Origin of the sequence: Vibrio ostreicida, assembly GCF_013074385.2 — a bacterium.
In the GTDB taxonomy this organism is placed as follows: Bacteria; Pseudomonadota; Gammaproteobacteria; order Enterobacterales; family Vibrionaceae; genus Vibrio; species Vibrio ostreicida.
Genome location: NZ_JABEYA020000001.1, coordinates 657,425 through 681,245 on the forward strand (window position 1 = coordinate 657,425; position 23,821 = coordinate 681,245).

Consider the following 23,821-nt stretch of genomic DNA (forward strand, 5'->3'; position numbering starts at 1 on the left):
TGTTAGATCATAGACAATTTTCTAACCAAGATGGTTGTTTTGTATGTATTCCAACGCTTAAACATTAAGTCAATGGCTCTAGTCTTTGGTATGGCTCTTAGCTTTAATCTCGAGGAGGGGACAAAAGCCGTTGAATTTTTTGTTTAGTAGAGAGATCGTTTCTGCGTACATCATGGAAGATTTCAGCCCAAAGGTGGAACGTTACCACGAGCGGATTATCGCTATTGACCGGCTTAGTGATCCCGTAGCGCACGGTTTCTACCTCGGGTTCGAATGTACCGAACAGGCGATCCCAGATAATCAGGACCCCTGCATAGTTTTTGTCAATGTATTGGGGGTTGCGACCATGATGAACTCTATGATGGGACGGCGTGTTGAACACCGATTCTAACGGGCCTAAAGAACGCACCCACTGAGTGTGAACGAAAAACTGTAAACCGAGATTGAATAGCACTGAAAAGAGAACCCACTTGGGCTCAAAACCGATGATGACAAGCGGCACCCAAAACAGCCACATCCCCGCTATTGGATAGGTTAAACTTTGACGGAAGGCCGTGGAGAAATTCATTCGTTCAGAACTATGATGCGCAACGTGAGCGGCCCACATCCAACGAATGCGGTGACTGGCGCGATGAAACCAATAATAGAGAAAATCTTGGAGTATCAGTAGGCAGATAAAACTCATTGCGCCCATTTCGATGTCCATCAGTCGCCAGCCAAACAGCCAAAGATAGAGTTTAACGATCAGCAAGCCGGTGATAAGGTCAGCGAGTTGATGCATTCCGGCTAAGGTAAAGTTACACAGCACTTCCGGCCATCGGTAGGCTGAGCTTTCAGGCAATCTTCCGCGCTGTTGTCCCATGAGATACTCAGTCAGCATGAGCACTATAAAGACGGGAGCAAACAGAATGAGCAGCCATTCGGGGTGATCGATGATGATGTCAAAGGAGAAATCCAGCATGCCGTTGTTCCTCAAAATCGTGATTCACGTTACCAACGTGCAAAGTGGTCTTCTGTCAGTCCGACGGCTTGGTCAATGTCGTGACGCTGTCCAACTTCGTCTTGGATACTTCCGGAAAACATACCGATAAACTGACGGAAGTTACTTTTCAAAATAATCAGGTTTCGCTTTTCACTGCGTTGGTAGAGGGGGTTAAAACTGAGATTAACTCGGCCATCCTCAGAATAAATATGCCAGTTAGGGAGAGTACGGAGACGGTCAAAATGAAAGTGAACAGGCCCCAAGTGATGGCGATGTCCATTAACCCAGAATACATTTTCAGTACTGCCGGTTTCATTCACCCCAGCGGCCAAATTGAAGCCAAATAATCCCGCTGAGGTTTGGAAACTCAGGCTTGCCCAGCGCCAGCTCGTCTCTCTTCTCATAAAGCCTGCGGAATAGTCATAACTGGCCAGTGCGCGGTCAAGATCGAGTTCCCTGTTATTGACACTCAGTGTTCCGGCCACCTTGAGAGCATTGTGCTTTTGAGTATACGTCCAACCTGAGTAGCCCGTGGGTGTGTTGACAGACAAGGGGAGTGAGTCACTTTGCGTCAGGAGACAAACATCCAGCTTGAGATGTTGAGTGTTTGCTTTGATTCGCCACAGCCCTTGTTCAATTGAAAAAACAAGTTTGCTAGAAGCGATGTGAGTGGTGCCAGAGAAGGGAGAGCACGCCATGGTTTTATCAAAATCAAGTGGTCGCAGGAAACGCTCTTCGGTGAGTGTTTGTTGCTCAGTATCGTAAACATAGCAAAAAGCAGAGCCTAAATATCGTATATCGGCAATCGCGATACCGATGAGGTATTCAGGGGTCACGATGCTGACAAACTGAAATCGTTTAAAATGAAAATACTTGGCTAGGCGACTAAACTTGCGGTCCATGCAGGTTCGGTAGTCAAAGTGGTCGACCCCGAGCGATTTTGGGATCCCATCGAAGTGACCGTAAATAGGTTGGCCATTTGGTGAGATCAATGTGTCGGGCGCGGGTTGAGTTTTTGTCATCTTGGCATCGTTTTTTGGCTGAGCTCCTACTCAGTGTGCTCAACATTGAGTTGAATTATCAGGTTAATTTCGGCCATAAACCCGCTTACGATCACGCGCTACCTGTTTGACAACCGCTATGCTTTGGCCAGTGGCCACATAACCTATGATATTGATGTGAAGGGACAATACCAACAGAAGACTCATCGAATTCGATGGACGAATGACCCACGAATATGGCGAAGGGATTCACGCACAAATCAGGCCCAAGTTGATGACGAAACCATCGCGGTTTACCTTGCTTCATACCGTTGTGCCACCCGTGCATTTCAGCCACAAGCCGCCTTAGCCAATCAAATAACAAGGCAGCTTTATCAGACGCTGGGTGACTTTCCTTTAATGGAAGAAATTGCGGCACAGTATGGCTGTTCTTTACGCACGCTGAGAAGGTTACTTACTGATGAAGGCACTAATTATCAGCGTTTATTGGACCAAGTACGGCGACAGCTGGCCAGTGAATTTCTCAGTGCCACAAAGCAGACCGTTGAACAAATTGCCCAAAATATGGGCTTTTCTGATACGGCCAATTTCAGGCGAAGCTTTAAACGATGGACGGGAACAACGCCGAGCCAATTCAGAAAACGTCATTCACCGTCGTGCACTTTGCCTGCGTAAACCATCCACCATGATTTGCTTGTGAGTGAGGAAAAAAATCAGTGTGTCTTGACCAGAGTCAGACCACTAGGTAGAGAATCCCCGAAGGCCCGTTTAGATTCGTTTTCCGTCAGGGTTTTGACCTCTTCGACCAAGGAAACCCAGGATTGAGGCACCTTACTGTGCTTGAGTTTGGACAGCACCTGCTCACGGTAATCGTCGTCAATATCGAAAAGCCGATCACCCGTCTTACGGCAAACCATAACGGCGGCAAAAGCAATCATCGGCTCTTTTTGCCAATTCTCTTGAAGCATCTTGGGTAGCCATTGCTGAACTTGCTCGCGTGGAATGACATGATGCTGACTGCCATACAAAGGCACTCGGGAGGCGAGTCGGCCCAAAGCCCACCAATGTGCCTGCTCAAACTGGTTGTGGTTGATGGCTTTAGTCATAAACCAGTTAGCCAGCAATACCTTGTCTTCTACCTCAAGGTGCTCAAGTGACGCCGCCAGACGAACCATGGACTCATAGCCTGATTCTTGCGCCAATTTGGCTGATTGTGGGTTTTTCATGGCACCAGGGTGAAGGTGTTTGGCCATGTCGGCCAGTAAGGTTTCTTGCTGCTCTTGATTGAGTCCACCCGCGACACGGCGCCAAAACACCCACCAGTCTGTCCAACCTTGGTGATTTTTAAACTGAATACCTTGTTGGTAAAGCGTCCATATTTGTTCGACTCGCCATGAGTCGGTGGCATCGCCAAAACCCGGACGCAGCGAGAAGCCCGCTAGGCGAAGCCAATTTTTCTCGTGCAGTTCTGAACGACGCCGCCGTTTTCTCCCTTGAACGAGGGTATCAAACATCTGACGGAGTATGGCGAAATCCCATTGGTCACGTTTGCCGAGCCTTCTTTCTAATTCTTTACCCAGTGTTTTGATTGCGGTGGAATCGGCACTTTTGTTATTACCACTGTAAATACGGGTGATAAGGTCAGTCGCTTCCGCTAATTTAGGGTGAACATGTTGCGTTTGTGCCGCGTCAGAATTTTGATTCCGAACCTCAAATTCAAGCGCCCAGCGCTTGTTGCTATCGTCGACATGGACGCATTCTATTTTCAGCGTGCCGACTTCGGTAAGCTGGCAAGCAAGCTGGACTTCGACACGTTCTTTTTGATTGACCTCAAGCTCAAGCCCATTACCTTCCAATGTCGATATATAGGGAGGCAGCGGAGTAAATAAATCAGGGTCTACGTCGACCATGATGCCATTTTGCACCTGAGTGTCTTGGGTAAGATTGTCATGAGTCGAGGTCAGAAGGCTAAATCGCACTGGTTCACCTAAGGTCAACGAAAAACGACGACCATTGAGGCGGATCTCCTCTCCTTCCTCGGTTCCTTTCGCTAGAAGACACAGAGCCTTACCCATCTTGTTTTTTTCTTCGAGGTGCAAAAAGTAGGAGCGGGCAGCGCCGCCGCCTATTTTCAATTGTGCCCCATGACGCGCTTTGGCAAACTCAACCGCTCCCAGTGCGACCGACCAGTCTGGATGAGGGTTGTCGAGCACGGTCACCGGTCCAGTTCGCCATTTTTCCAGCAATTGGGTCAATCGTTCGGTCACCAGTTCACTATTAAACACACCGCCATTGAGCAGGACGGCGACCGGAATGGCGGGCTGGTGTTTATCTTGTTGATTGAGGGCCTGATAACACACGCCTTGGTGCTGAGTGAGGAACTGGGCAAGGTGCTTGCTTACCGCAGGATCGGCGACGTACGGCAAACCAAACTCGACCATGGCACTGTGTCGCTTGTCTGGCAGTTGATCAAAGTCGGAAAGGGGGAAGAAACCATCCAGCGCGATCTGGTGGACCTCATGTTGCGTTAACTCGACACTTTTTGTCCCGCCAAGAAGCTTTGAGCCGCTGCCCAACATGGTAATCTTAACGTCTGTTGGTGCGGACTTGGCGAGTAGGCTCTCTTTGGCTTTTCTGGTTTGCTGAATCAGCTTGGTGAGCGCGGCAGCATTGAATTTTTTGCTGGTGCTAAAACGACGCTCGGCAAGGTGTGCAAGGGCTAAGTCGAGGTTATCCCCGCCCAACATCAGGTGATCGCCGACACCGATTCGGTTCAGCGACAATTCCTCATGGTCAGTCTTGGCCTCAATTAAGCTTAAGTCCGTGGTTCCACCACCCACATCGCAGACGAGAATGAGTGGTAAACTATTGAGCGTTTGTGCCGCTGATTTAAGGTGTCGCCCATACCAGTCGTAACACACGGCTTGTGGCTCTTCTAGCAACACAATGTTCGGTAGTCCGGCCAGAGAGGCGGCTTCTAATGTCAGTGCTCGTGCTGTTTCGTCGAAGGAGGCAGGCACGGTAATGACAACGTCCTGCTCGGCGAGTGGGGCGTGCGGGTGGTGATGGTCCCAAGCCTGACGGATATGATTGAGGTAGCTGGCACTGGCAACAATAGGGGAAACTTTCACAACCTCGCTTGTCCCTGCCCAGGGGAGGATATCAGAGCGTCGATCAACCCCTTGATGGGAAAGCCAGCTTTTTGCACTGCAGACTTGCCGCCCTTCCACTTTCGCGCCCAACTCACGCGCCCATTCGCCAATAATAACATGTTCTATATCACCGCTGACAGGCTGAACTTCCCAAGGCAAAGTCAAATCAGAGGCCAACACTTGATCTTGTGCTGGATGAAAACGAAAAGAGGGCAGTAGGGGTTTGCGAACCACTTCGCCAGGGCCAATCAATTGATCGATAGCGAACAGAGACACTTCAGAACGCGGTAAAGATTTTGTCATTTCACAAAAGGCAACAACGGTATTGGTCGTACCCAAATCGATACCGACGAGAAAGCGGGGAGATGTCATGCAAAGCCTTATCTGTCGTTATATTGACAGAATTAATGGGTGTCTTATCCGGCAAAAAGGATGCAAGACGAGTGGATAATACGGGCGTTTGAGTGCGGTTACCCAGCGCTTGTATTAGTGAAAGTAAAGAAGAAAGTGACGGCACCCATGGGATGCCGTAAACGAATCAATCTTCGTGCGTGTGGTTGTCGCGAACATCGAATTCAACATGCCATTTTTGGCCGTTATCCGCAGCAATCGCTTCAAGGTAAAGCGTACCAAGTTCTGTCACCTTTGCAGCGAGGGTGACAGGCACGACATCGCCTTCGCGGCGACCGTCTGAAATTGGAAGAGTAACCTGAATTTCGGGCAACTGATCAAGCTCATCTGGCCCCCAGTGATCCAAATGAGTTCCAGCGGAATCATCGCGTCGAACGGTTGAGCCAAAGAACTGAAAATGAACCGGTTGGCCGATCACCAACCCAAACGGCTGGCTTGGGACATCAACACTGGAGCCTTCTTCCATGCCAAAAGGAGCGACACACAAGGCTTCCATGGGAGCCGCCATACCGGGAATAGCAGGCATAGCACTTTCAATACCCACATAATAGCTAGAGGCGATACCACCGCGAATACGAACGCCTTGACCACGACGCACGGCGCCATAGTAGGCGGCTCCGCCCGCGACGGCGAGATCAAGGTCCACGCCAGTAAGGCGTGTTGCTGGCACTGAATCGGCGTCCTGTAACCAAGTGTTGATGGTGTCTTTTAGACGCTCGGCGAGCAGGGTTGATTTTAACACGCCGCCATTGAATAAAAGAGCCGTTGGTTTGATGAAGTTTGCTGTTGTTGATGTCTCTGCGCTCATTCCCGGTAAGCCTGCAAACGGATTGGGTGGTGGCGTATTCTCTCCGTCCAATGCGTGGGATTGTTTCGACAGGAAGGCCGCGATATGGCGCGTGATCCCTGCGTCTTGAGCATAAGGTAACCCCATTTGCGTCAACGCGCCGCGATGGCGTTGAGCGGGGTGCTCACTGATGGCGACTTTAGGCAAAAAGCCGTCGACCAGAGTCTGTTGAACCTCATCCTGAGTGAGTTCTGTTTTGAGCGTTGCACCGAGTAACTTGGAGCTACGGCTCGGCACGACGATGGGAACCGATGCAAGAGCACTATCATTGAGTAAGGCTTCTTTAGCATCACGACAGGCATGAGTCATTGCTTGCACCTGCCATGGCTGAAGCTCTTTACCTTCTTGAGAGAGTTTCATTTTAAGGCGGTAGGCAAGTGCGAGGTCCATATTATCGCCACCGAGCAAAATATGCTCGCCAACCGCAATGCGATTAAAACTCAGGTTGCCATCATTTTCCGTGACTTCAACCAAAGACAAATCTGTGGTGCCGCCCCCGATGTCGACCACTAAGACAATATCACCGACGGAGACTTGGTCTCGCCACTGGTCATTGCTGTTATCAATCCAGTTGTAGAGTGCAGCCTGTGGTTCTTCCAAAAGCGTTAGTTGGGAGAGACCGATATTACGAGCCGCTTCTGCGGTTAAATCACGGGCGGCTGGGTCAAAGGAGGCCGGGACGGTAATGGTGACATCCTGAGTGGATAAACTGTGTTCAGGGTGAACGTGGTCCCACGCCTGTTTTAGGTGCTCTAAATACAATTCTGTGGCGCGCAATGGCGACACTTTTTCCACGTCCTCTGGACTGCCTGCTGGCAGGAAGGCTTCACGGCGATTGACACCACCATGGCACAGCCAAGATTTAGCGCTGGCGATTAATCGAATCGGTGTTTTACTGCCCAAGTTACGCGCAATCGCTCCAACCAGAGCGGTCGGCTGCGAAGACCAAGGTAACACCCGAGACGCTGAATTCATTTCATGCAGGTGAGGTTGATACAGGAATGATCCTAACTGTTGATGTGATTCCACTGTGCCTGGAGCGACAAGTTGAGGAAGCGTCATTACCTCCACACGCGCATCATCACGAGAGCTATCGATATAAGAGAGCACACAGTGAGTCGTGCCTAGGTCGATACCCACACTGTACTTGGGATCGTCGGATGGAGCCCGATAGTTATTGTCCATTATAGCTCTACCTCGGCAGGCGCAATCACGGAAGCGTCGTAGTTTTCTGCCAGTTGAGGCAGCGTAACGGCGCGCGCTTTCCAGCCTTTGTGAATCAGAGTCCCGTTGAAAGGAGCGTGACCGGTGACATTACCTGTTAGGCGAATATGTTGTGAATTGAAACCCTCCTCAATGATGATGCGAGTTTCCTCATCTTCATTGCGAATCGGTTCCAGTGAAACGTATTCGCTTAACACTTTTTGTCCGCCGCTATGGATCACTCGAGCGGCAGCGCCCACTTCTTCGTCTGAGAAAGAGGTGAGGTCTTCTTGAAGGAAATCGATGAGGCGGGCTTCTTGTTGCATAATTGAGAGAAGTTGCATTGCAGAATCCGTTGATGCGGTAGCAAGTTTTGATTGTACTTCAACGACTTTTTCAACGATCTTTTCAACTTCGATAACTTTTTCAACTTCGACAATTCTTTCGACAGGTTTTTCTATTTCGACAATGGTCTCGACTGGCTTTTCAACCACTTTGGATTTGCGTGATACTGCGATCATGAGCAAGAGTAAACTGGATGCAGTCAGACCTGCATGAAGGATATCGAACGTTTGTGGGATCATTTGTAAATCAAATGTCATGACATTTCTCTTTATCATCGTGTGAACAGCAATCATATCTTGATGGCTACTGTCATTATTACTGGGTTAAATTAGGGCAAATATTACCATATTCAAGTCAACAGACACTCGGAAAAGCGCATTTCTTACGCCTGATTGATTTGTTTTTAGACACTTTCCATCTCCGGATAGGTTAATCAGCGTACTGGCGCAATAATATGGACGTAAAAGTTGGGGAAACTCTGTTCACTTGAAGCGCTTGAGTTCGAGTTTTTTGTGCGACTAAGGTAGAATTTGCGATTCAATAACAAGACTAAACATAGGCGAGCAATGAACCATAACCGCATAGTTTGTTTCGATCTGGAAATGTGCTGTTGGAATGAAAACGGTGTCGGTACAACCGGTGAGATTATAGAAGTGGGTTTGGCAGAAATTGACCTAATCAAAGGGGAGATCGTTAAACGTGCTCAGTATTATTGTCAGCCACAACAGGACGAAATCTCGTTGTTTTGTACTCAACTGACTGGCATCACGCCCCGCAAAATAGATAAGCAGGGTAGGCCATTAGACGATGTGATTAAGTCCATGCTGAAAAATTTTGGCGGCGCTAAAAAAATCTACGCATCTTGGGGACGAGATGACAAAATACTTGCGCAAGAGTGCAAAGATAAAGGCATCGAAATGCCGTTCAATGAGTTCATTAATCTCGCGACGCTTTATCGTATTCAACATCGTCTTAAAGATAAACGAATTGGTCACCGCGCCGCTCAAGAAGCCGAGAATATAGAATGGGAAGGTCGGCAGCATTCTGGCTACATTGATGCTTATAACTTGGCGAAATTGGCATTGACCATGCTTTAATCGTGACGACAGACCGACGAAGCTGCTGGAGCATTATTTGAGGTCAACCACTGAGAGTTTGGCGCGGATAAACTCACTATGGTCAACATAGAGTAGCTCTGCTGTTTTACGAATGACGGCCTCTTCCATTGGGTCTATTTCGCCATCAGCGTTCGCGACTTCCCACATGGCTGTGATCAGCTCGAAACGCTTATCTTGGCTTAATTCTCTGAGTTGTGAGGTAAAATCGTACAACGATGCGGAGTTGTCGGTTTTGGATTCAGCCTGACTCAATAGGCTTTCGATGTCTGTTTCATTTAGGTCAAGCAACCGTATCAGTAGCTGTTGTTTTGCACGAATTTCACTTTCATCAATCTGATGATCAGCACTGGCGACTTCACACAGTAAACAGGCAATGGCAAGGTTGGGGTCGGTCAGTTGGTTCCGGCCAAGATCTTCGCCATCGATAAGCTGCTTAAACAGCGTTGTGATTGAATTCAACATATCATGTCCCTTCATTGTATTACTTCTTTTATTCATAGTGATGATTCACGGCGAGTACAAGCCTTTTGACAGAAACATTACTTTTCTTTTATTTCAGGGAAGTCGATTTCATGGCCCTCACCTGTGAGAATCGAGATTCGCTCCGGTTTCCCTTTTGGATCGAGCCTAAGTTCACCAATCGCGCTGGTATTGACCAAGCGCCGCAACCCTAGGGTATTTGGACTGCGCTTTTTGACTTTGAGACGTTTACGTTTAGTCAGGAAGTTAAGCAGTGAACGGGGAGAATAAAGCAGCCTGTCCAAATGGTCACATATCGCCAATAAGGGTTCTGGGAACTGATTTTTAAGGCCACTGGCGGTAATCTGATAAATATTTGGGCTGTTACGACGAAAACGCAGTTTAATGTCGTACGCAAAAGAATAATGGACATCCCCCGATAAAATGACAAAATTTGTCGGCGTTTTAGTGTGAGTGAAGATACTGAGCAAGGTATTTGCGCTACCTGGGTGCGCCATCCAGTTCTCAGCATCGATCACCAGCGGCTGTCTGAGATGAGTCATGGTCTTCTGCAGGGCTTCGATGAACTTTACGCCAAAAACTGGGGCAGCAGAAACCACGATGACCTTGTCTTGATGCATCAATTCTTGTTGAAATTCTATCAGGGCTTCCCAATCCATCAACCCTGACGGTTTATCCATTCTGGATTCTGAACGCCATCGACGAGTACGGGTATCTAAAACCACAACCTTTGGCGAGGTGTGAATTGTAAAATGCCACTCTTCAAACCGATAAAGGTGATGTATAAACGAGTCGTGATTCTCGGTCGTTGGGCTCGCGAAATACTGAAAAGCCAGCGATAAAAAATCTTGGTTGAAGTTATTGGGGTCGTTCCCCCAACCCTGACAGAGCCAATAGGCGATCAAACCGTTGCCAATGATACGGTTCGAAAAAGGGGTGGTATACGCTGCTTTCTCCCACCCCACGGTCAGGTTCCAATCGTCAGTGACGTCATGATCATCAAAGATCATATAGGTTGGTATGTGCGCGAGCAGCCTATGAACGTTGGGTAACCCCTCGATAAAGTCCTCCAACACAGATTTATCTTGCTGCCACTGTTGCTGCCACTTGGCGGACAAGGTTCGGCCACCGTGCGTAAAACCCTCGTCGAGCAATCGCGACAGGTTAAGGCAAGGCCACAGTGTCGGTGACCAGACCAACAAATACATGGCAAAGAATTCAGCAACGGTGATGAGGTGATTTTCATTCTCCCGCGAACTGAAGACAGGGACACGTCGGTTGGGAAACAGTTTTGTGATCAGTGATGCAGGGTCAGCGTAGTCAGGGAGAAGCTTCTCTCGGCCATAAAAACAATCAGGATGACGATACAAGTCTTGGGCAGAAGATATCGGCGCGTGTTCCAAGATTTCGTCAGGTAAACCCAATAAATTGATAGTTTGCAGTATGGCATCAAGCATGGGACCTGCCACGTGATCGGCGTATATCTGATCGCCACTCATCACCAACATATCCGGCCGCTGTTGTATTGATTGATTGGAGACCTTTTCATCAATGCTGGCTAGCGCATCTTTACTCGGGTGGTGTGGGTTACGGCACGAACCATGAAGTATATAATCGGCTTGAGTAGAGATTTTGAAGGCGAGTTCACTTTCTCCGTCATAAAGAAGGTGCGGGTATCGTTGGCTAAGTGCACCATGTTGTGTTTCAAACTCATAACTCAGGGCAATATCTGTGGGAAATTGCCCTTTAAAATGCGCCAGTGTGACGAAGCAATGGGTTCCAAGCTGAACTGGTTTGTGATGACTGAGGTCGTCAGTAAACACAGTACTGGATTGCGCCGCGTGCTTAAGAATAAAACGGCCCTCAAGTGGGCGACTGGTCACCAACCAAAAAACCAGTTCATTGGGGGTTGATTTTCTTAATAGTGGACCAGCGAGTAGGAAAGGTAATTCAGGTGCGGATTTCATTGACTTTTTGTTGGGTCCTCAGGTGCTTCCATTAATTCGATTATCTCAGAGCTCGATAGTTCGTGGCCCATAAGAAACAGCGCCAGCATAGCATCGGTTTTTGTTTTTGTATCGGTATTTTCATCCAGTATTTGCTTGAATCTATTACGGATCATCTCTATTTCGTGATCGACAAAACCTCGCGCTTCTTCGTCGCCACCAATATCCTCTGGCGCATTGTCAAACGTCAGATACAGAAGGTCTTCGTCGAGGCGTGCCTGTATCAAGCGTTCTGGCAACCAATCGTCTCCAGTCACAAGGCTTGGGTCCTGACCTTCAGGAATCGAATCGAGTAATGTCTTTAAATCGGATACTTTCACAGTCTTAGGTCGTTGAACGAACGGATACTCTTATAGTAACGGTGAATTGCACTTAAAGATAAGTATTAACTTTGTAGATTGGCCACAATTTGCGAGTTTCGATCAAATTTCAAACACATTCGTCAATAAAAAGAGAGAATTACAAGGCGAAATATTTTCACAATTGAATAACCAATACAGACGGGTTTACGATCCGTCTTCGGCTCTGAGCTTCAACGGAAAGCAAGAAAAGCAGGCTTGGCACGTTTGAAATATTTGCTGTGCGGAGTGGGACATTTGCCTCGTCGTCTGTGGTACAATCCGTGGCAGTTTTATGTAGTGAAAAGAATAGGTAACGCTTTGACGTCGTCACAGCCAGAAAAAAAATCAGCCTCGCAAGGTAAAGTAAAGACAAACAGCGCCGGATCTCTGCGGGCAGCGCTCAACCAGTGCATGCTCAAAGACAGGTTTCGCCTGAGTAAACGTATATCGGGTGCCACCAAAATACACAATCAAGTTTCTCGTGACGCCGCGTTTGATGATATCGCACTCGACATCGCAAAGTCGATGATGACGGTAGCGCAGCGGTCACAATCTCAGCCTACCATCGACTACCCGGCTATTTTGCCTGTCAGCCAGAAAAAGGCGGACATTGCCAAAGCGATTGAAACGCATCAGGTGGTGATTGTTGCTGGCGAAACAGGATCAGGAAAAACCACCCAGTTACCGAAAATCTGTGCCGAGCTTGGGCGAGGTCAGTTTGGTCTGATTGGCCATACGCAACCGCGCCGTCTGGCCGCCCGTTCAGTGGCGAACCGTATTGCGGAAGAAATGGAAACCAAGCTAGGTGAGTTTGTCGGCTATAAGGTTCGCTTCAATGATCAGATATCTGAACAAACTCAGATCAAGTTGATGACAGACGGTATTTTGCTGGCCGAGATCCAGCATGACCGATACCTAAACCAATACGACACGATCATTATTGATGAAGCGCACGAACGCAGTCTAAATATTGATTTTATTCTGGGTTACTTGAAAGAGCTCTTGCCGCGCCGTCCAGATTTAAAAGTGATTATCACCTCTGCGACGATTGATCCTCAACGTTTCTCAAAGCATTTTAGTCATGCCCCAATTGTTGAGGTTTCTGGGCGTACTTATCCGGTAGAAACCCGTTACCGTCCACTGCATGGCGAAGACGACGCTGAACGTGACCAACTAGAAGGTATCTTTGAGGCGGTTGATGAGCTGTGTGATGAAGGTTTGGGTGACATCCTGATTTTCATGAACGGCGAGAGAGAAATCAGAGATACCGCAGATGCTCTAGAAAAACGCAATCTCAAGAGTACGGAAATCGTACCGCTTTATGCACGATTGTCTGCCAGTGAACAGAATAAAATCTTCCAGCCACATGCGGGGCGTCGTATTGTATTGGCAACCAATGTCGCAGAAACATCGTTAACGGTGCCTGGCATAAAGTACGTGATAGATCCCGGTACGGCACGAATTAGTCGTTACAGTTACCGAACCAAGGTACAGCGCTTACCAATCGAACCCATTTCGCAAGCGAGCGCTAATCAACGTAAAGGTCGTTGTGGTCGGGTCGAAGAAGGGATTTGTATCCGGCTATATTCAGAGCAAGATTTTGAATTGCGTCCAGAGTTTACTGATCCGGAAATTTTGCGGACCAACCTCGCTTCTGTCATTCTTCAGATGACGGCACTTGGGCTGGGGGATATTGAAGCATTTCCATTTGTCGAAGCGCCAGACAAGCGCAACATTCAAGACGGTGTTCGGCTACTCGAAGAGTTAGGTGCCCTGAGCGATAAATCCAAAGACACCAAAAAACGCCTGACGGCAATGGGCAAACAATTGGCACGCTTGCCGATTGACCCTCGCTTGGCTCGTATGGTGTTAGAAGCCCCCAAATATGGGGCACTTAAAGAAGTCATGATCATTGCCTCTGCATTGTCGATTCAGGACCCTCGTGAAAGGCGGAGTGATAAACAGCAGTCATCGGATGATAAGCACAAGCGTTTCTTTGATGAAGAGTCGGATTTTTTAACCTTCGTTAATCTTTGGGACTATGTACAGAAGCAGCAGAAGGCTTTGTCTGGTAACCAATTCCGCAAGCAGTGTAAGCAAGATTATCTCAATTATTTGCGAGTGCGTGAATGGCAAGATGTTTACTTCCAAATCCACCAATCGATGCGGGAAATGGATTTTAAGCTTAACGAAGAGCCCGCTAATTACCAAGCGACTCACAGCGCTTTATTGGTCGGATTACTGTCGCATATTGGTGTCAAAGATCAGGAAAAGAACGATTATCAAGGCGCGCGCAATGCCCGCTTTCACATTTTTCCTGCTTCGGGGTTGTTCAAAAAGCAGCCCAAGTGGATTGTTTCCGCTGAACTGGTCGAAACGTCACGCTTGTGGGGTCGTGTCATTGCGAAGATACAGCCAGAGTGGGTTGAACCTTTAGCCAAACATTTGATTAAGCGCAGTTACAGCGAACCTCACTGGTCTAAAAAGAAAGCTGCTGTCATGGCGCACGAAAAAGTGATGCTTTATGGCATCGCGATCGTTCCCCAACGTTTGGTGAATTTTGGCAGCATTGACGCTGTGGTGAGTCGGGAAATATTTATTCGCAGCGCGTTGGTCGAGGGGGAGTGGGAGACCAAGCATGGCTTTTTCAGGCAAAATCGTAAATTGCTGCTTGAAGTCGAAGAATTGGAGCATAAATCTCGTCGTCGTGACATCTTGGTGGACGATGATGAATTGTTTGATTTTTATGATCAGCGAGTGGGCACCGAAGTGGTCTCTGGAAAACATTTCGACACATGGTGGAAAAAGGAATCCAAAACCAACGCTGACTTGCTTAATTTTGAAAAAGAAATGCTGTTCAAAGGAGATGCGAGCCATGTAACAGACTTGGACTATCCGAACTTCTGGCACCAGAATGGCTTAAAACTGAAACTGAGCTATCAGTTTGAACCAGGAGAAGATAACGATGGTGTCACGGTTCATTTACCGCTGCCGATACTAAATCAGGTTGAATCAACGGGTTTTGATTGGCAAATTCCCGGTTTACGGCATGAGCTGGTGGTCAGTCTGATTAAATCGCTACCTAAAACCATTCGCAAAAACTTTGTGCCAGCGCCTAATTACGCGGATGCATTTTTGGCGCGAGCTACCGCTTTGGAGATGCCGTTACTCGATGCCTTGGAAAAAGAATTACGCCGCATGACAGGCGCCGAGGTTCTGCGAGAAAACTGGAATATGGCTCAAGTGCCCGATCACCTCAAAGTTACGTTTAGAGCGGTGGACCACCGCAACCGCAGGCTTAAGGAACATCGAGATTTACATGAACTCAAAGAAAGCCTTAAAGACAAGGTTCAAGAGACGCTCTCTAAAGTGGCCGATGATGATATAGAGCAGCAGGGCTTGCACACTTGGAGCTTTGGTGAGTTGCCTAAAGTGTATCAGCAAAAGCGTGGCGGCTATGAGGTGAAAGCCTACCCTGCACTCGTGGACAGTAAAGACAGTGTGGCCATTAAGCTCTATGAGACGGAGCAAGAACAAATATCAGCGATGAAGGGTGGCCAACGGCGTTTGGTGTTACTCAATGTTCCATCGCCCATCAAATACCTTCACAGTCATTTGCCGAACAAATCTAAGCTGGGTTTGTATTTTAATCCTTATGGTAAAGTACTTGACCTGATTGATGATTGTATTGCCTGTGGTGTCGATAAGTTGATTGAGCAAAAAGGTGGGTTGGCTTGGCAACCTGAGCAGTTTGAACAGTTGAAAGAACACGTGCGCGCAGAGCTTGGCGATACGGTGGTCGATATTGCCCAGCAGGTCGAAACCATTTTGACGACAGCCTTTAGTATTAACAAAAAGCTAAAAGGCAAAATTGATTTCACGATGGCGTTTGCCTTATCTGACATCAAAGCACAAATAGAAAGTTTGATATACAAGGGATTTGCGACCGAATGTGGTTGGCAACGCTTGCCCGATATCTTACGTTATATGAAGGCGATAGAACGTCGTATGGAAAAACTGCCCATTGACCCAAATAAAGATCGCCTGCACATGCTAAAAGTCGAATCAGTGACTCAGGACTACAAAGAATTACTGAACAAGATCCCTAAAGGGGTGGCAGTACCTGAAAGTGTTAAAGAGGTGCGGTGGATGATTGAAGAGCTTCGAGTCAGTTATTTTGCTCAGCAATTGGGTACACCTTATCCGGTTTCAGACAAACGCATAAAAAATGCTATTGATCATTGTTAGGTACGTAAATTGCATTATATTTAAACGGCGTTCTATAGTAACAAAATTTTGACTGATATAGGCATGATGCTGCCGGGCAGGGTTATGCCGGGGTAAACAAAGAAGGTTAAATATGAAAAAGACACTACTCGCACTTGCTCTATTGAGTGCATCAGCAACCGCTTCGGCCGATTCATGGATCTACGGCAGTGCAAGTGTAGGTCAAGCGGATTTGGGCGGTGAGTCCACCACTTCTTATAATGTCCATGTTGGTACGGGTATTTTACCGATTTTGGCGCTAGAAGCGGGATACCAGAATCTGGGTGAGTACGATAACGTTACGTATGGTGGCCTGAATCGCGTTAACCTAACGGGATCGTCTATTTATTTTGCCGCAAAGCCTAGCCTTGATTTTGGGCCACTCCATATCTATGCAAAAGGTGGTTTGCATTCTTATGACATTAAAGCTGATGGTGGCTTCAATGAAGATGAGATCGACGTTATGTATGGGGTTGGTGCTGAGTATTTTGTGATGGGCCCCATTTCTTTAGGTGCAAGTTACAGCGTCTTTAATATGAAAGAAGACGACATCAAGAACTTCTCATTGAACGCGACGTTCCACTTCCTGTAATCGTCTGTGAATAAAAAGCCCGGCTCTGAGCCGGGCTTTTTGTTGTCTAACGGCTCAAGCGTGACACTACTTCTGAGTCGCTGCCTTCATTTCAGAGACAAAGTGCGCAAGTTGTTTGAGCATCTCTTGTGGCGATTCAGTATGTGTTTCAATGAGTTTGACAACGGCTGAGCCTGATATGGCCCCCGCAGCCCCTGCCTTAATTGCCTCCTCGACCTGACTTGGCGACGAAATCCCGAAACCAAGTAAAGCCGGTGGTGCGTTAAAGCGGTTAAGTTTGCTGAGCATATCGGCGACAGGCATATTGGCCTGAGTTTCCGCGCCCGTCACACCGGATCGAGAAAGCAAGTAGGTATATCCGGCACTCAATTCAGCAACCGACTGAAGGGTGGTATCTGAGGCGGTCGGCGGCGCAATAAAAATCGGCTCAATGGCGTATTTTTTTGCGGCGGCAACGAACTCAGCACTTTCGTTGGTTGGTACGTCGGCAATCAGCACAGAATCTACCCCTGCTTTAGCACAGCGTTCATAGAAGCTGTCAATGCCACGAGCGTAAACTAAGTTGGCGTACATCAGTAGGCCAATCGGTAATTGTGTATGCTGAGCTCGGATTTTTGCAATCAGATCAAAACAAATCTCTGGGGTAGCGCCAGATTCTAGAGCGCGAATATTGGCGCCTTGGATCGTCGGACCATCTGCCAACGGGTCTGAAAAAGGAATGCCCAGTTCGAGCGCATCGGCACCGGCTTCGACTAATGTTTGCATAATGTGAAGCGACTGCTCAGGATTAGGGTCACAGACCGTCACAAAAGGGACAAATGCGCCCTGATGATGGTTATTCAGACGCTCGAACATAGCTTGATAACGACTCATTAGATCACTCCTTTTTGTTCTAAGATATCGTGAACGGTGAAAATGTCTTTATCACCACGACCGGATAGGTTAACCACTAAGAGCTGATCTTTTTCAGGGTTTTCTCGAGCCATAGTCAGCGCATGTGCCAAGGCATGAGCCGACTCCAGCGCCGGAATGATCCCTTCACTGCGAGCCAGTTCCTGAAAGGCTTCCAGAGCTTCGTCGTCAGTGACGCTATCGTATTCGGCGCGACCAATGGCATTCAGGTGAGCATGTTGAGGGCCCACCGAAGGAAAATCGAGTCCGGCAGACACTGAATAGGATTCCTCTACCTGACCGTTGTCATCTTGCATCAGTGGCGCCTTCATGCCGAAGAAGATGCCGGTTTTTCCATGTTGTAATGGTGCGCCATGCTGATCGGTATCAATCCCTTTTCCAGCAGGCTCTACCCCAATTAAACGAACGGCGTCGTCTTCAATGAAATCAGCGAACATACCAATAGCATTTGAGCCCCCGCCAACACAAGCAATCACGGCATCGGGTAAACGCCCTTCACGGGCGAGGATCTGATTCTTGGTTTCTTCACCAATAATGCGTTGGAAATCACGCACAATCGTCGGGAAGGGGTGTGGGCCTGCTGCGGTACCGAGCAGGTAGTGCGCGTCTTCATAGGTAGCAGACCAATCTCTCAGTGCTTCATTACAGGCGTCTTTTAAAGTGGCAGAGCCTGAATGTACGGGAATCACCTCTGCGCCCATAAGTTTCATTCTGAACACATTGGGGCTTTGACGCTCAACATCTTTGGCTCCCATATAAACGCGGCATTTGAGGCCCAATAAGGCGCACGCCAACGCGGTTGCTACCCCATGTTGCCCTGCACCGGTCTCGGCAATGATCTCATGTTTTCCCATACGCTTGGCGAGTAAGGCTTGGCCTAAGACCTGATTCGTCTTATGAGCGCCACCATGAAGCAGATCCTCACGCTTAAGGTAGAGTTTTGTTTTGGTCCCTTTGGTGAGATTCCGAGTGAGCGTAAGAGCAGTAGGACGGCCAGCGTATTCCTGAAGCAGAGTCATAAACTCGCTACGAAACTCTGGGTCCTCCTGAGCATCGATAAAAGCTTGCTCTAGTTGGTCGAGTGCAGGGACCAATATTTGGGGGACGTATTGCCCGCCGTATTGACCAAAATAGGCATCAAGTTTTGCCATGTGTTTATTCCTTTGTTTCTGTCTGGCACGGCTAAGGCGCACCAGACATCTGTGTGAATTAATTCAAGCTAGTATTGACGAATAGCGTCAAAGACTTGTTGCAGTTTTAGGGCATCTTTTTTTCCGGGGGACACCTCGACACCTGAATTTAAATCCAGTCCTAAACACCCTTGTTGGGCTGCCTTTTGTGCATTGAACGGTGAAATACCGCCCGCCAGCATTACATTGGCGCCATCTTCAATCAGCGACCAGTCGAAGACCAAACCGGTTCCTCCTGTTTGAGAGCCAACTTTAGTATCGAGCAGATGGCGGTCGACGGAGTGCTCAAGCCGAATGGGTAGGGCGTCACGAACGCCATACGCCTTCCATATTTCGACGTGCTGATCCAGTGCCGTTCTCAGTGTGTTGACATACTGTTGGTCTTCATCACCATGCAATTGGACTGCCGATAGGCCAAGACGTTTGACTTTATCCGAGACGTCTTCAATCGCATGATTTTGGAACACACCGACGTATTGCAATGGCGCACCACTCATGGTTAATCGCGCGGTTTCCAAATCAACACAACGTTTAGACTTGTTGACAAAAATCAGCCCGCCAAACACGGCTCCAGCTTGATAGGCTTTGGCGGCATCGTCAGGGTGGGTTAAGCCACAAACCTTATTCTCTCCAAGGGTGACTTTACGGACCGCACACTCTAAATTCTTTTCTGCCATCAGAGAACTTCCGATAAGAAAACCATCGGCGAAGTGCGCGAGATCCCGGACTTGCTGGTGAGTATAAATACCGGATTCGGAAATAATGGTCGCTTGCGGTGCGAGCGCGCTGAGTTTCGGAGCCAACAGCTTGGTGCGATTGAGGTCTGTAGTGAGATCGCGCAGATCGCGATTATTGATACCAATGACTTTAGCGTCGAGTTTAACCGCCCGTTGCAGTTCTTCTTCGTTACTGATTTCGGTCAAAATACCCATATTAAGCGAATGAGCGGTGTCAGCGAGTTCTTGATATTGGGTATCGTCTAACACAGATAACATCAGTAAAATCGCGTCAGCATTATAGTGACGAGCCAAATAAACTTGATAGGCATCAAGCATAAAGTCTTTACATAACACAGGCTGCGAGACCTGATTACGGACTTGTGGTAAGAACTCGAAACGGCCCTGGAAATATTTTTCGTCAGTCAGTACCGAAATGACGTCGGCATGTTTGTTGTACACTGATGCGATATAATCTAGGTCGAAGTCATCACGAATGAGTCCCTTCGACGGAGACGCTTTTTTACATTCAGTAATAAAGCGAGTTTTACTGCCGCTCAACGCCTGATAAAAGCAACGGTCTGACGGTGTCAGCTGGCCGCGAAACGTCTCTAAAGGCATAGAATGTTTTCGGTCTTCAATCCAGAGGCGTTTATCTGCAACAATCTTTGTTAATACTTCAGCCATTTGGGCTTCCTGTACAGAGATGTGGGCGGACAATTTATCTTGTGTCTGGGTCATATTAACTCCTTGATTTCTATGCGTGCTGAGACAGCTGTTCAACGAGCGTATAGGCTTGCCCTGATTGCATCACCTGCATGGCTTTTTCGGTATTGGCGACAAGGTCTTCGTGGCCAAACAGGCGCATCAGCAGAGCGACATTGACGGCGACCGCCCCTGCTTGAGCCTCAGTGCCTTTCCCGGTCAGAATATGGGTCGTGATTGCGCGGTTTTCCAGTGGCGAGCCGCCTTTAATGGCTTCGAGGGGATGAGAGGATAAACCGAAGTCGTCAGGGGTGAGGGTGTATTCAACGATCACCCCGTTTTTGATTTCGGCAACGTGCGTCTCTCCATGAATAGCGACTTCATCAAGGCCGCTGCCATGAACCACTGCCGCGCGCTTTAAACCCATTTGGAGCATGGTTTCTGCGATGGGCCGGACCAGCGCTTGACTGTATACGCCCATGAGTTCGATATTAGGACGAGCGGGGTTAATCAGTGGCCCAAGGATATTGAAAATGGTGCGTGTTTTCATTGTCTGGCGGACAGGCATCGCGTGACGAACGCCGCCATGATATTGCGGGGCGAAAAGAAACGTCACGCCAAGTTTGTCGATGGCAGAACGCGAATCTTCGGCACTCATCGAGAGATTGATCCCGAAGGAATCCAGAAGATCGGAAGATCCCGATTGACTGGATACGCTGCGGTTACCGTGCTTCGCGATTTTCAACCCACATGCCGCGGCAACAAAAGCCGCGGTCGTCGAAATATTAATGGTATTGTAGCCATCTCCCCCAGTGCCGACGATATCGGCAAAGTCATAGTCTGGGCGTGGGAAAGGATTAGCGTTCGCGAGCAGTGCATGAGCGGCGCCAGCGATTTCGTCGGGGGTTTCACCTTTTATTTTTAGTGCAGTCAGGACCGACGCCATAAGGATAGGATCCAACTCCCCGCGTATGATGACATCAAACAGTTGTTGACTCTCTTGTTGCGTCAGAGAATGCTGTTCGTAAAGCTTATTTATGATCGCTTCCATAATACTCTCCTTAAGGCGCGATGGCAGATTGATGTGAGGTATTTAAGGTCCATGCAATGGCATTGGCAAGCAATGTTGCCCCGTGAGTGGTCATAATAGACTCTGGGTGAAATTGAAAGCCGCAAACCCTATCTTGCTCTTGGATAACCGACATGACTAGCCCGTCGACTTTGGCCGTAATGGTTAGAGATTCGGGGACCTCGGTCGCCACCAAAGAGTGATAGCGAGCAATCGCCAATGGAGAGGGTAAGTTGGCGTAGATTGGGTGATGGTCATGAGCCATCATCGACGATTTACCGTGAACGATCTCTCCGGCGCCTGCAACCGTCCCGCCATAAGCTTCAACGATCGCCTGATGACCCAAACAAATACCGATCATGGGCACTTTACCTTTGAGACGTTGTATGACTTCCGGCATTGAGCCTGCTTCAGATGGAGCGCCCGGCCCCGGAGAGAGGACAACAATGGGATGGACCAATTCATTAATTGCCGCTTGGATAACTGAAGGGGCAATATTGTTGCGGTAAATCTTGACCTGATGTCCGAGAGAACGAAATTGGTCAACGAGGTTGTAAGTGAACGAATCAAAATTATCAATAAATACAATATTCGCCATGTTTAAGACTCCGTGTGGGCCATTTTAATCGCGGAGATCACCGCTTGTGCTTTAGCTCGGGTTTCGTCGGCTTCTGCCTGAGGCCGTGAGTCAAAAACGACACCCGCTCCGGCTTGAACTTGAGCGATGCCATTTTCGACGTAAGCGGAACGTATGACGATACAGGTATCAAGAGTGCCTTCGCCGGTGAGATAGCCGACGGCCCCACCATAACTGCCTCGTCGGGTCTTTTCGACCTTGCGTATCAGTTGCATTGCTCGGATCTTGGGCGCGCCAGAGAGGGTGCCCATGTTCATGCATGCTTGATAAGCATGCAGGGCATCAAGGTTTCCTTGGAGTTGGCCAACCACTCGCGACACCAAATGCATGACATGGCTGTAGCGATCGACTTTCAGGAAGTCGGCCACATGACGTGAGCCGGGTTGTGAAATTCGTGCGATATCATTGCGCGCGAGATCCACTAACATCATATGCTCGGCATTTTCTTTTTTATCGTTACGCAGTTCAAGTTCGATGCGGCTATCGAGATCAAAATCGATACTGCCATTGGTGTGCTTACCTCGATGACGTGTCCCTGCAATCGGGTAAATCTCGACTTGGTTCGTGCCAGTTTCATATTTAAGTGCGCTTTCGGGTGAGGCGCCAAACAGGGTAAACAGCGTATCCTTCATGTAAAACATGTAAGGACTGGGGTTACTTTGCTTGAGCAGTCGATAGGCGGCCAACGGAGATGGGCAAGGCAATGTAAAACGTCGTGAGGGGACAACCTGAAAAATATCACCCCTTACCACATGACGTTTCAAATCACGGACAATCTCGCAGAAACGTTCATCAGAGACACTGGTTGTGACCGCGACGTCGTCGCGTTTTTCGGCTTGCGGCATCGGCTTGATATTGGTGCATTGTTGGTGAAGCTCGGATAGCCTGTTTGTCAGAGTAGGTTGTTCTTCAGTATTGGCAAATAGGGTCGCTTGTATTTCGCACGACTTGCGCTGGTGGTCAAGGACCAGCAGGGTTTCTGCGACATAAAAGACGTAGTCTGGACATTGATTTGAAGGTTGGGCGTCACCTAATGGCTCAAAATTAGCCGCCATATCGTAGGCAAAGAGCCCCCCAAGAAACAAGGCGTGTTGCTGATGCTTGCTGAGATCAAAGCTATGCTGTATTAAGCGCAGAGCATCAAAGGACGAGGCTTCTTGCAAGCGAGCATCTTCATCTAAATCATCGCAGGGTACCGTAAATTCTAACGTTAAGGTGTCATCATCAAAATGATGATGGATGTGCGGATGTATATTATGGGTGAGGTGGGTTAGCAGGTGCTGACCATTTTGGGTGAGGGCTCGCAAGGTCACCTGATGCCCATGGCAGACAATACGTACCGCTGCATCGATAATCAGTAAGCTTTTTAAATCTTGTTTTGAATCGACTTCCGCCGATTCGAGTAACAAGCAATCTGTCTTGTTTTCACACAGGGTGTGAAACAAACGTGTGGGGTCTTGGGTATATGGCGCTGATGTTTGAATAATATCCAACGTGCCCAATTTTTTTATTTCAATGGCCTTGTTCACAAGACCTCCTTCTGATTTATAATTTTTGCACTTCCTGTCTTACATAGTCGCACAAAGAAAACATTCACCCAATGCAGAATGTGAGCTAATCTGTGTTTTTTGGGGTATTCAATGTTTAACGCAAGACAAAATAAAAAGCCCGCTTTATGAAGCGGGCTTGATAACATTTACGGGATAAATTAAATGTATGAGTCAGCCCACCAAGAACATGTCCAAGTGCGCCACCAGATCGATTGTACTGAACGAGTTTTCGAACAAGTAACAGCAATAATCGCTTTCTGATTTTGGACGATTTCTTGTAACATAGTGAGCCTTAATT

General features: G+C 48.2%; 19 protein-coding genes and 1 other annotated feature. Of the genes, 4 read left to right on the forward strand and 15 right to left on the reverse strand.

What is annotated here, in order from left to right; all coding sequences use genetic code 11:
• Positions 1-103 precede the first annotated feature (103 nt).
• Complete coding sequence (locus HLM86_RS02745) at positions 104-961, reverse strand: sterol desaturase family protein (protein WP_076584889.1); 858 nt, start codon at positions 959-961, stop codon at positions 104-106.
• 29 nt (positions 962-990) lie between these two features.
• Positions 991-2,004, reverse strand: coding sequence for a DUF2804 domain-containing protein (locus tag HLM86_RS02750; protein WP_076584887.1), 1,014 nt, complete (start codon positions 2,002-2,004; stop codon positions 991-993).
• 156 nt (positions 2,005-2,160) lie between these two features.
• Between HLM86_RS02750 and HLM86_RS20395 the strand changes: the two genes are divergently transcribed.
• Complete coding sequence (locus HLM86_RS20395; protein ID WP_076584885.1) at positions 2,161-2,658, forward strand: helix-turn-helix domain-containing protein; 498 nt, start codon at positions 2,161-2,163, stop codon at positions 2,656-2,658.
• 38 nt (positions 2,659-2,696) lie between these two features.
• Here the strand turns inward: HLM86_RS20395 and HLM86_RS02760 are convergent, their stop codons facing one another.
• From HLM86_RS02760 to HLM86_RS02770, 3 genes are all read right to left on the reverse strand, one after another.
• On the reverse strand, positions 2,697-5,507 hold the full coding sequence (locus HLM86_RS02760) for an Hsp70 family protein (RefSeq protein WP_076584883.1): 2,811 nt from the start codon (positions 5,505-5,507) through the stop codon (positions 2,697-2,699).
• A 166-nt stretch (positions 5,508-5,673) separates the two neighbouring features.
• On the reverse strand, positions 5,674-7,578 hold the full coding sequence (locus HLM86_RS02765; RefSeq protein WP_076584881.1) for an Hsp70 family protein: 1,905 nt from the start codon (positions 7,576-7,578) through the stop codon (positions 5,674-5,676).
• Positions 7,578-8,198 (reverse strand): DUF2760 domain-containing protein, encoded by a 621-nt coding sequence (locus tag HLM86_RS02770; protein WP_076584879.1) that lies wholly within the window; start codon positions 8,196-8,198, stop codon positions 7,578-7,580. The genes HLM86_RS02765 and HLM86_RS02770 overlap by 1 nt, the downstream gene beginning before the upstream one ends.
• A 309-nt stretch (positions 8,199-8,507) precedes the next feature.
• Here HLM86_RS02770 and HLM86_RS02775 point away from each other — a divergent pair, with 309 nt between their 5' ends.
• Positions 8,508-9,038, forward strand: a complete 531-nt coding sequence (locus HLM86_RS02775) for a 3'-5' exonuclease (protein ID WP_170882017.1) — start codon at positions 8,508-8,510, stop codon at positions 9,036-9,038.
• A 33-nt stretch (positions 9,039-9,071) separates the two neighbouring features.
• On the opposite strand, the gene HLM86_RS02780 is transcribed toward HLM86_RS02775, so the two are convergent.
• From HLM86_RS02780 to HLM86_RS02790, 3 genes are all read right to left on the reverse strand, one after another.
• On the reverse strand, positions 9,072-9,521 hold the full coding sequence (locus HLM86_RS02780) for a tellurite resistance TerB family protein (RefSeq protein ID WP_076585950.1): 450 nt from the start codon (positions 9,519-9,521) through the stop codon (positions 9,072-9,074).
• Positions 9,522-9,598: 77 nt separating this feature from the next.
• On the reverse strand, positions 9,599-11,506 hold the full coding sequence (locus tag HLM86_RS02785; protein ID WP_170882016.1) for a metallophosphoesterase family protein: 1,908 nt from the start codon (positions 11,504-11,506) through the stop codon (positions 9,599-9,601).
• Positions 11,503-11,865: a VC1380 family protein gene (locus HLM86_RS02790; RefSeq protein WP_170882015.1), complete on the reverse strand. Its 363-nt coding sequence runs from the start codon at positions 11,863-11,865 to the stop codon at positions 11,503-11,505. The genes HLM86_RS02785 and HLM86_RS02790 overlap by 4 nt, the downstream gene beginning before the upstream one ends.
• A gap of 339 nt (positions 11,866-12,204) precedes the next feature.
• Here HLM86_RS02790 and hrpA point away from each other — a divergent pair, with 339 nt between their 5' ends.
• Both hrpA and HLM86_RS02800 read left to right on the forward strand, forming a co-directional pair.
• Complete coding sequence (gene hrpA / locus HLM86_RS02795) at positions 12,205-16,134, forward strand: ATP-dependent RNA helicase HrpA (protein WP_217702063.1); 3,930 nt, start codon at positions 12,205-12,207, stop codon at positions 16,132-16,134.
• Between the two features lie 112 nt (positions 16,135-16,246).
• Positions 16,247-16,744, forward strand: coding sequence for an outer membrane beta-barrel protein (locus tag HLM86_RS02800; RefSeq protein WP_076584869.1), 498 nt, complete (start codon positions 16,247-16,249; stop codon positions 16,742-16,744).
• 66 nt (positions 16,745-16,810) lie between these two features.
• Here HLM86_RS02800 and trpA read toward each other — a convergent pair whose 3' ends face one another.
• The 7 genes from trpA to trpL2 form a co-directional block, all read right to left on the reverse strand.
• The gene (gene trpA, locus HLM86_RS02805; RefSeq protein WP_170882014.1) at positions 16,811-17,617 is read right to left on the reverse strand and encodes a tryptophan synthase subunit alpha; all 807 of its coding nucleotides are present in this window, start codon (positions 17,615-17,617) and stop codon (positions 16,811-16,813) included.
• Complete coding sequence (gene trpB, locus HLM86_RS02810; protein ID WP_076584865.1) at positions 17,617-18,807, reverse strand: tryptophan synthase subunit beta; 1,191 nt, start codon at positions 18,805-18,807, stop codon at positions 17,617-17,619. Before trpB ends, trpA begins: the two co-directional genes overlap by 1 nt.
• 68 nt (positions 18,808-18,875) lie before the next feature.
• A complete protein-coding gene (gene trpCF / locus HLM86_RS02815; RefSeq protein WP_170882013.1) occupies positions 18,876-20,303 on the reverse strand; it encodes a bifunctional indole-3-glycerol-phosphate synthase TrpC/phosphoribosylanthranilate isomerase TrpF in 1,428 nt (475 codons plus the stop codon).
• Between the two features lie 16 nt (positions 20,304-20,319).
• Positions 20,320-21,318 carry an anthranilate phosphoribosyltransferase gene (gene trpD / locus HLM86_RS02820; protein WP_170882012.1) on the reverse strand — a complete coding sequence of 333 codons (999 nt, stop codon included), beginning with the start codon at positions 21,316-21,318 and terminating at the stop codon, positions 20,320-20,322.
• Between the two features lie 10 nt (positions 21,319-21,328).
• Positions 21,329-21,934 carry an aminodeoxychorismate/anthranilate synthase component II gene (locus tag HLM86_RS02825; protein WP_170882011.1) on the reverse strand — a complete coding sequence of 202 codons (606 nt, stop codon included), beginning with the start codon at positions 21,932-21,934 and terminating at the stop codon, positions 21,329-21,331.
• Between the two features lie 2 nt (positions 21,935-21,936).
• Complete coding sequence (locus HLM86_RS02830) at positions 21,937-23,502, reverse strand: anthranilate synthase component 1 (protein WP_170882010.1); 1,566 nt, start codon at positions 23,500-23,502, stop codon at positions 21,937-21,939.
• A gap of 129 nt (positions 23,503-23,631) precedes the next feature.
• Positions 23,632-23,735 (reverse strand) — a sequence feature (Trp leader region).
• Entirely contained in the window at positions 23,682-23,807 is a 126-nt protein-coding gene (gene trpL2, locus HLM86_RS02835; protein ID WP_076584855.1) for a tryptophan operon leader peptide, read from the reverse strand. It overlaps the preceding feature by 54 nt.
• Between the last annotated feature and the right edge of the window lie 14 nt (positions 23,808-23,821).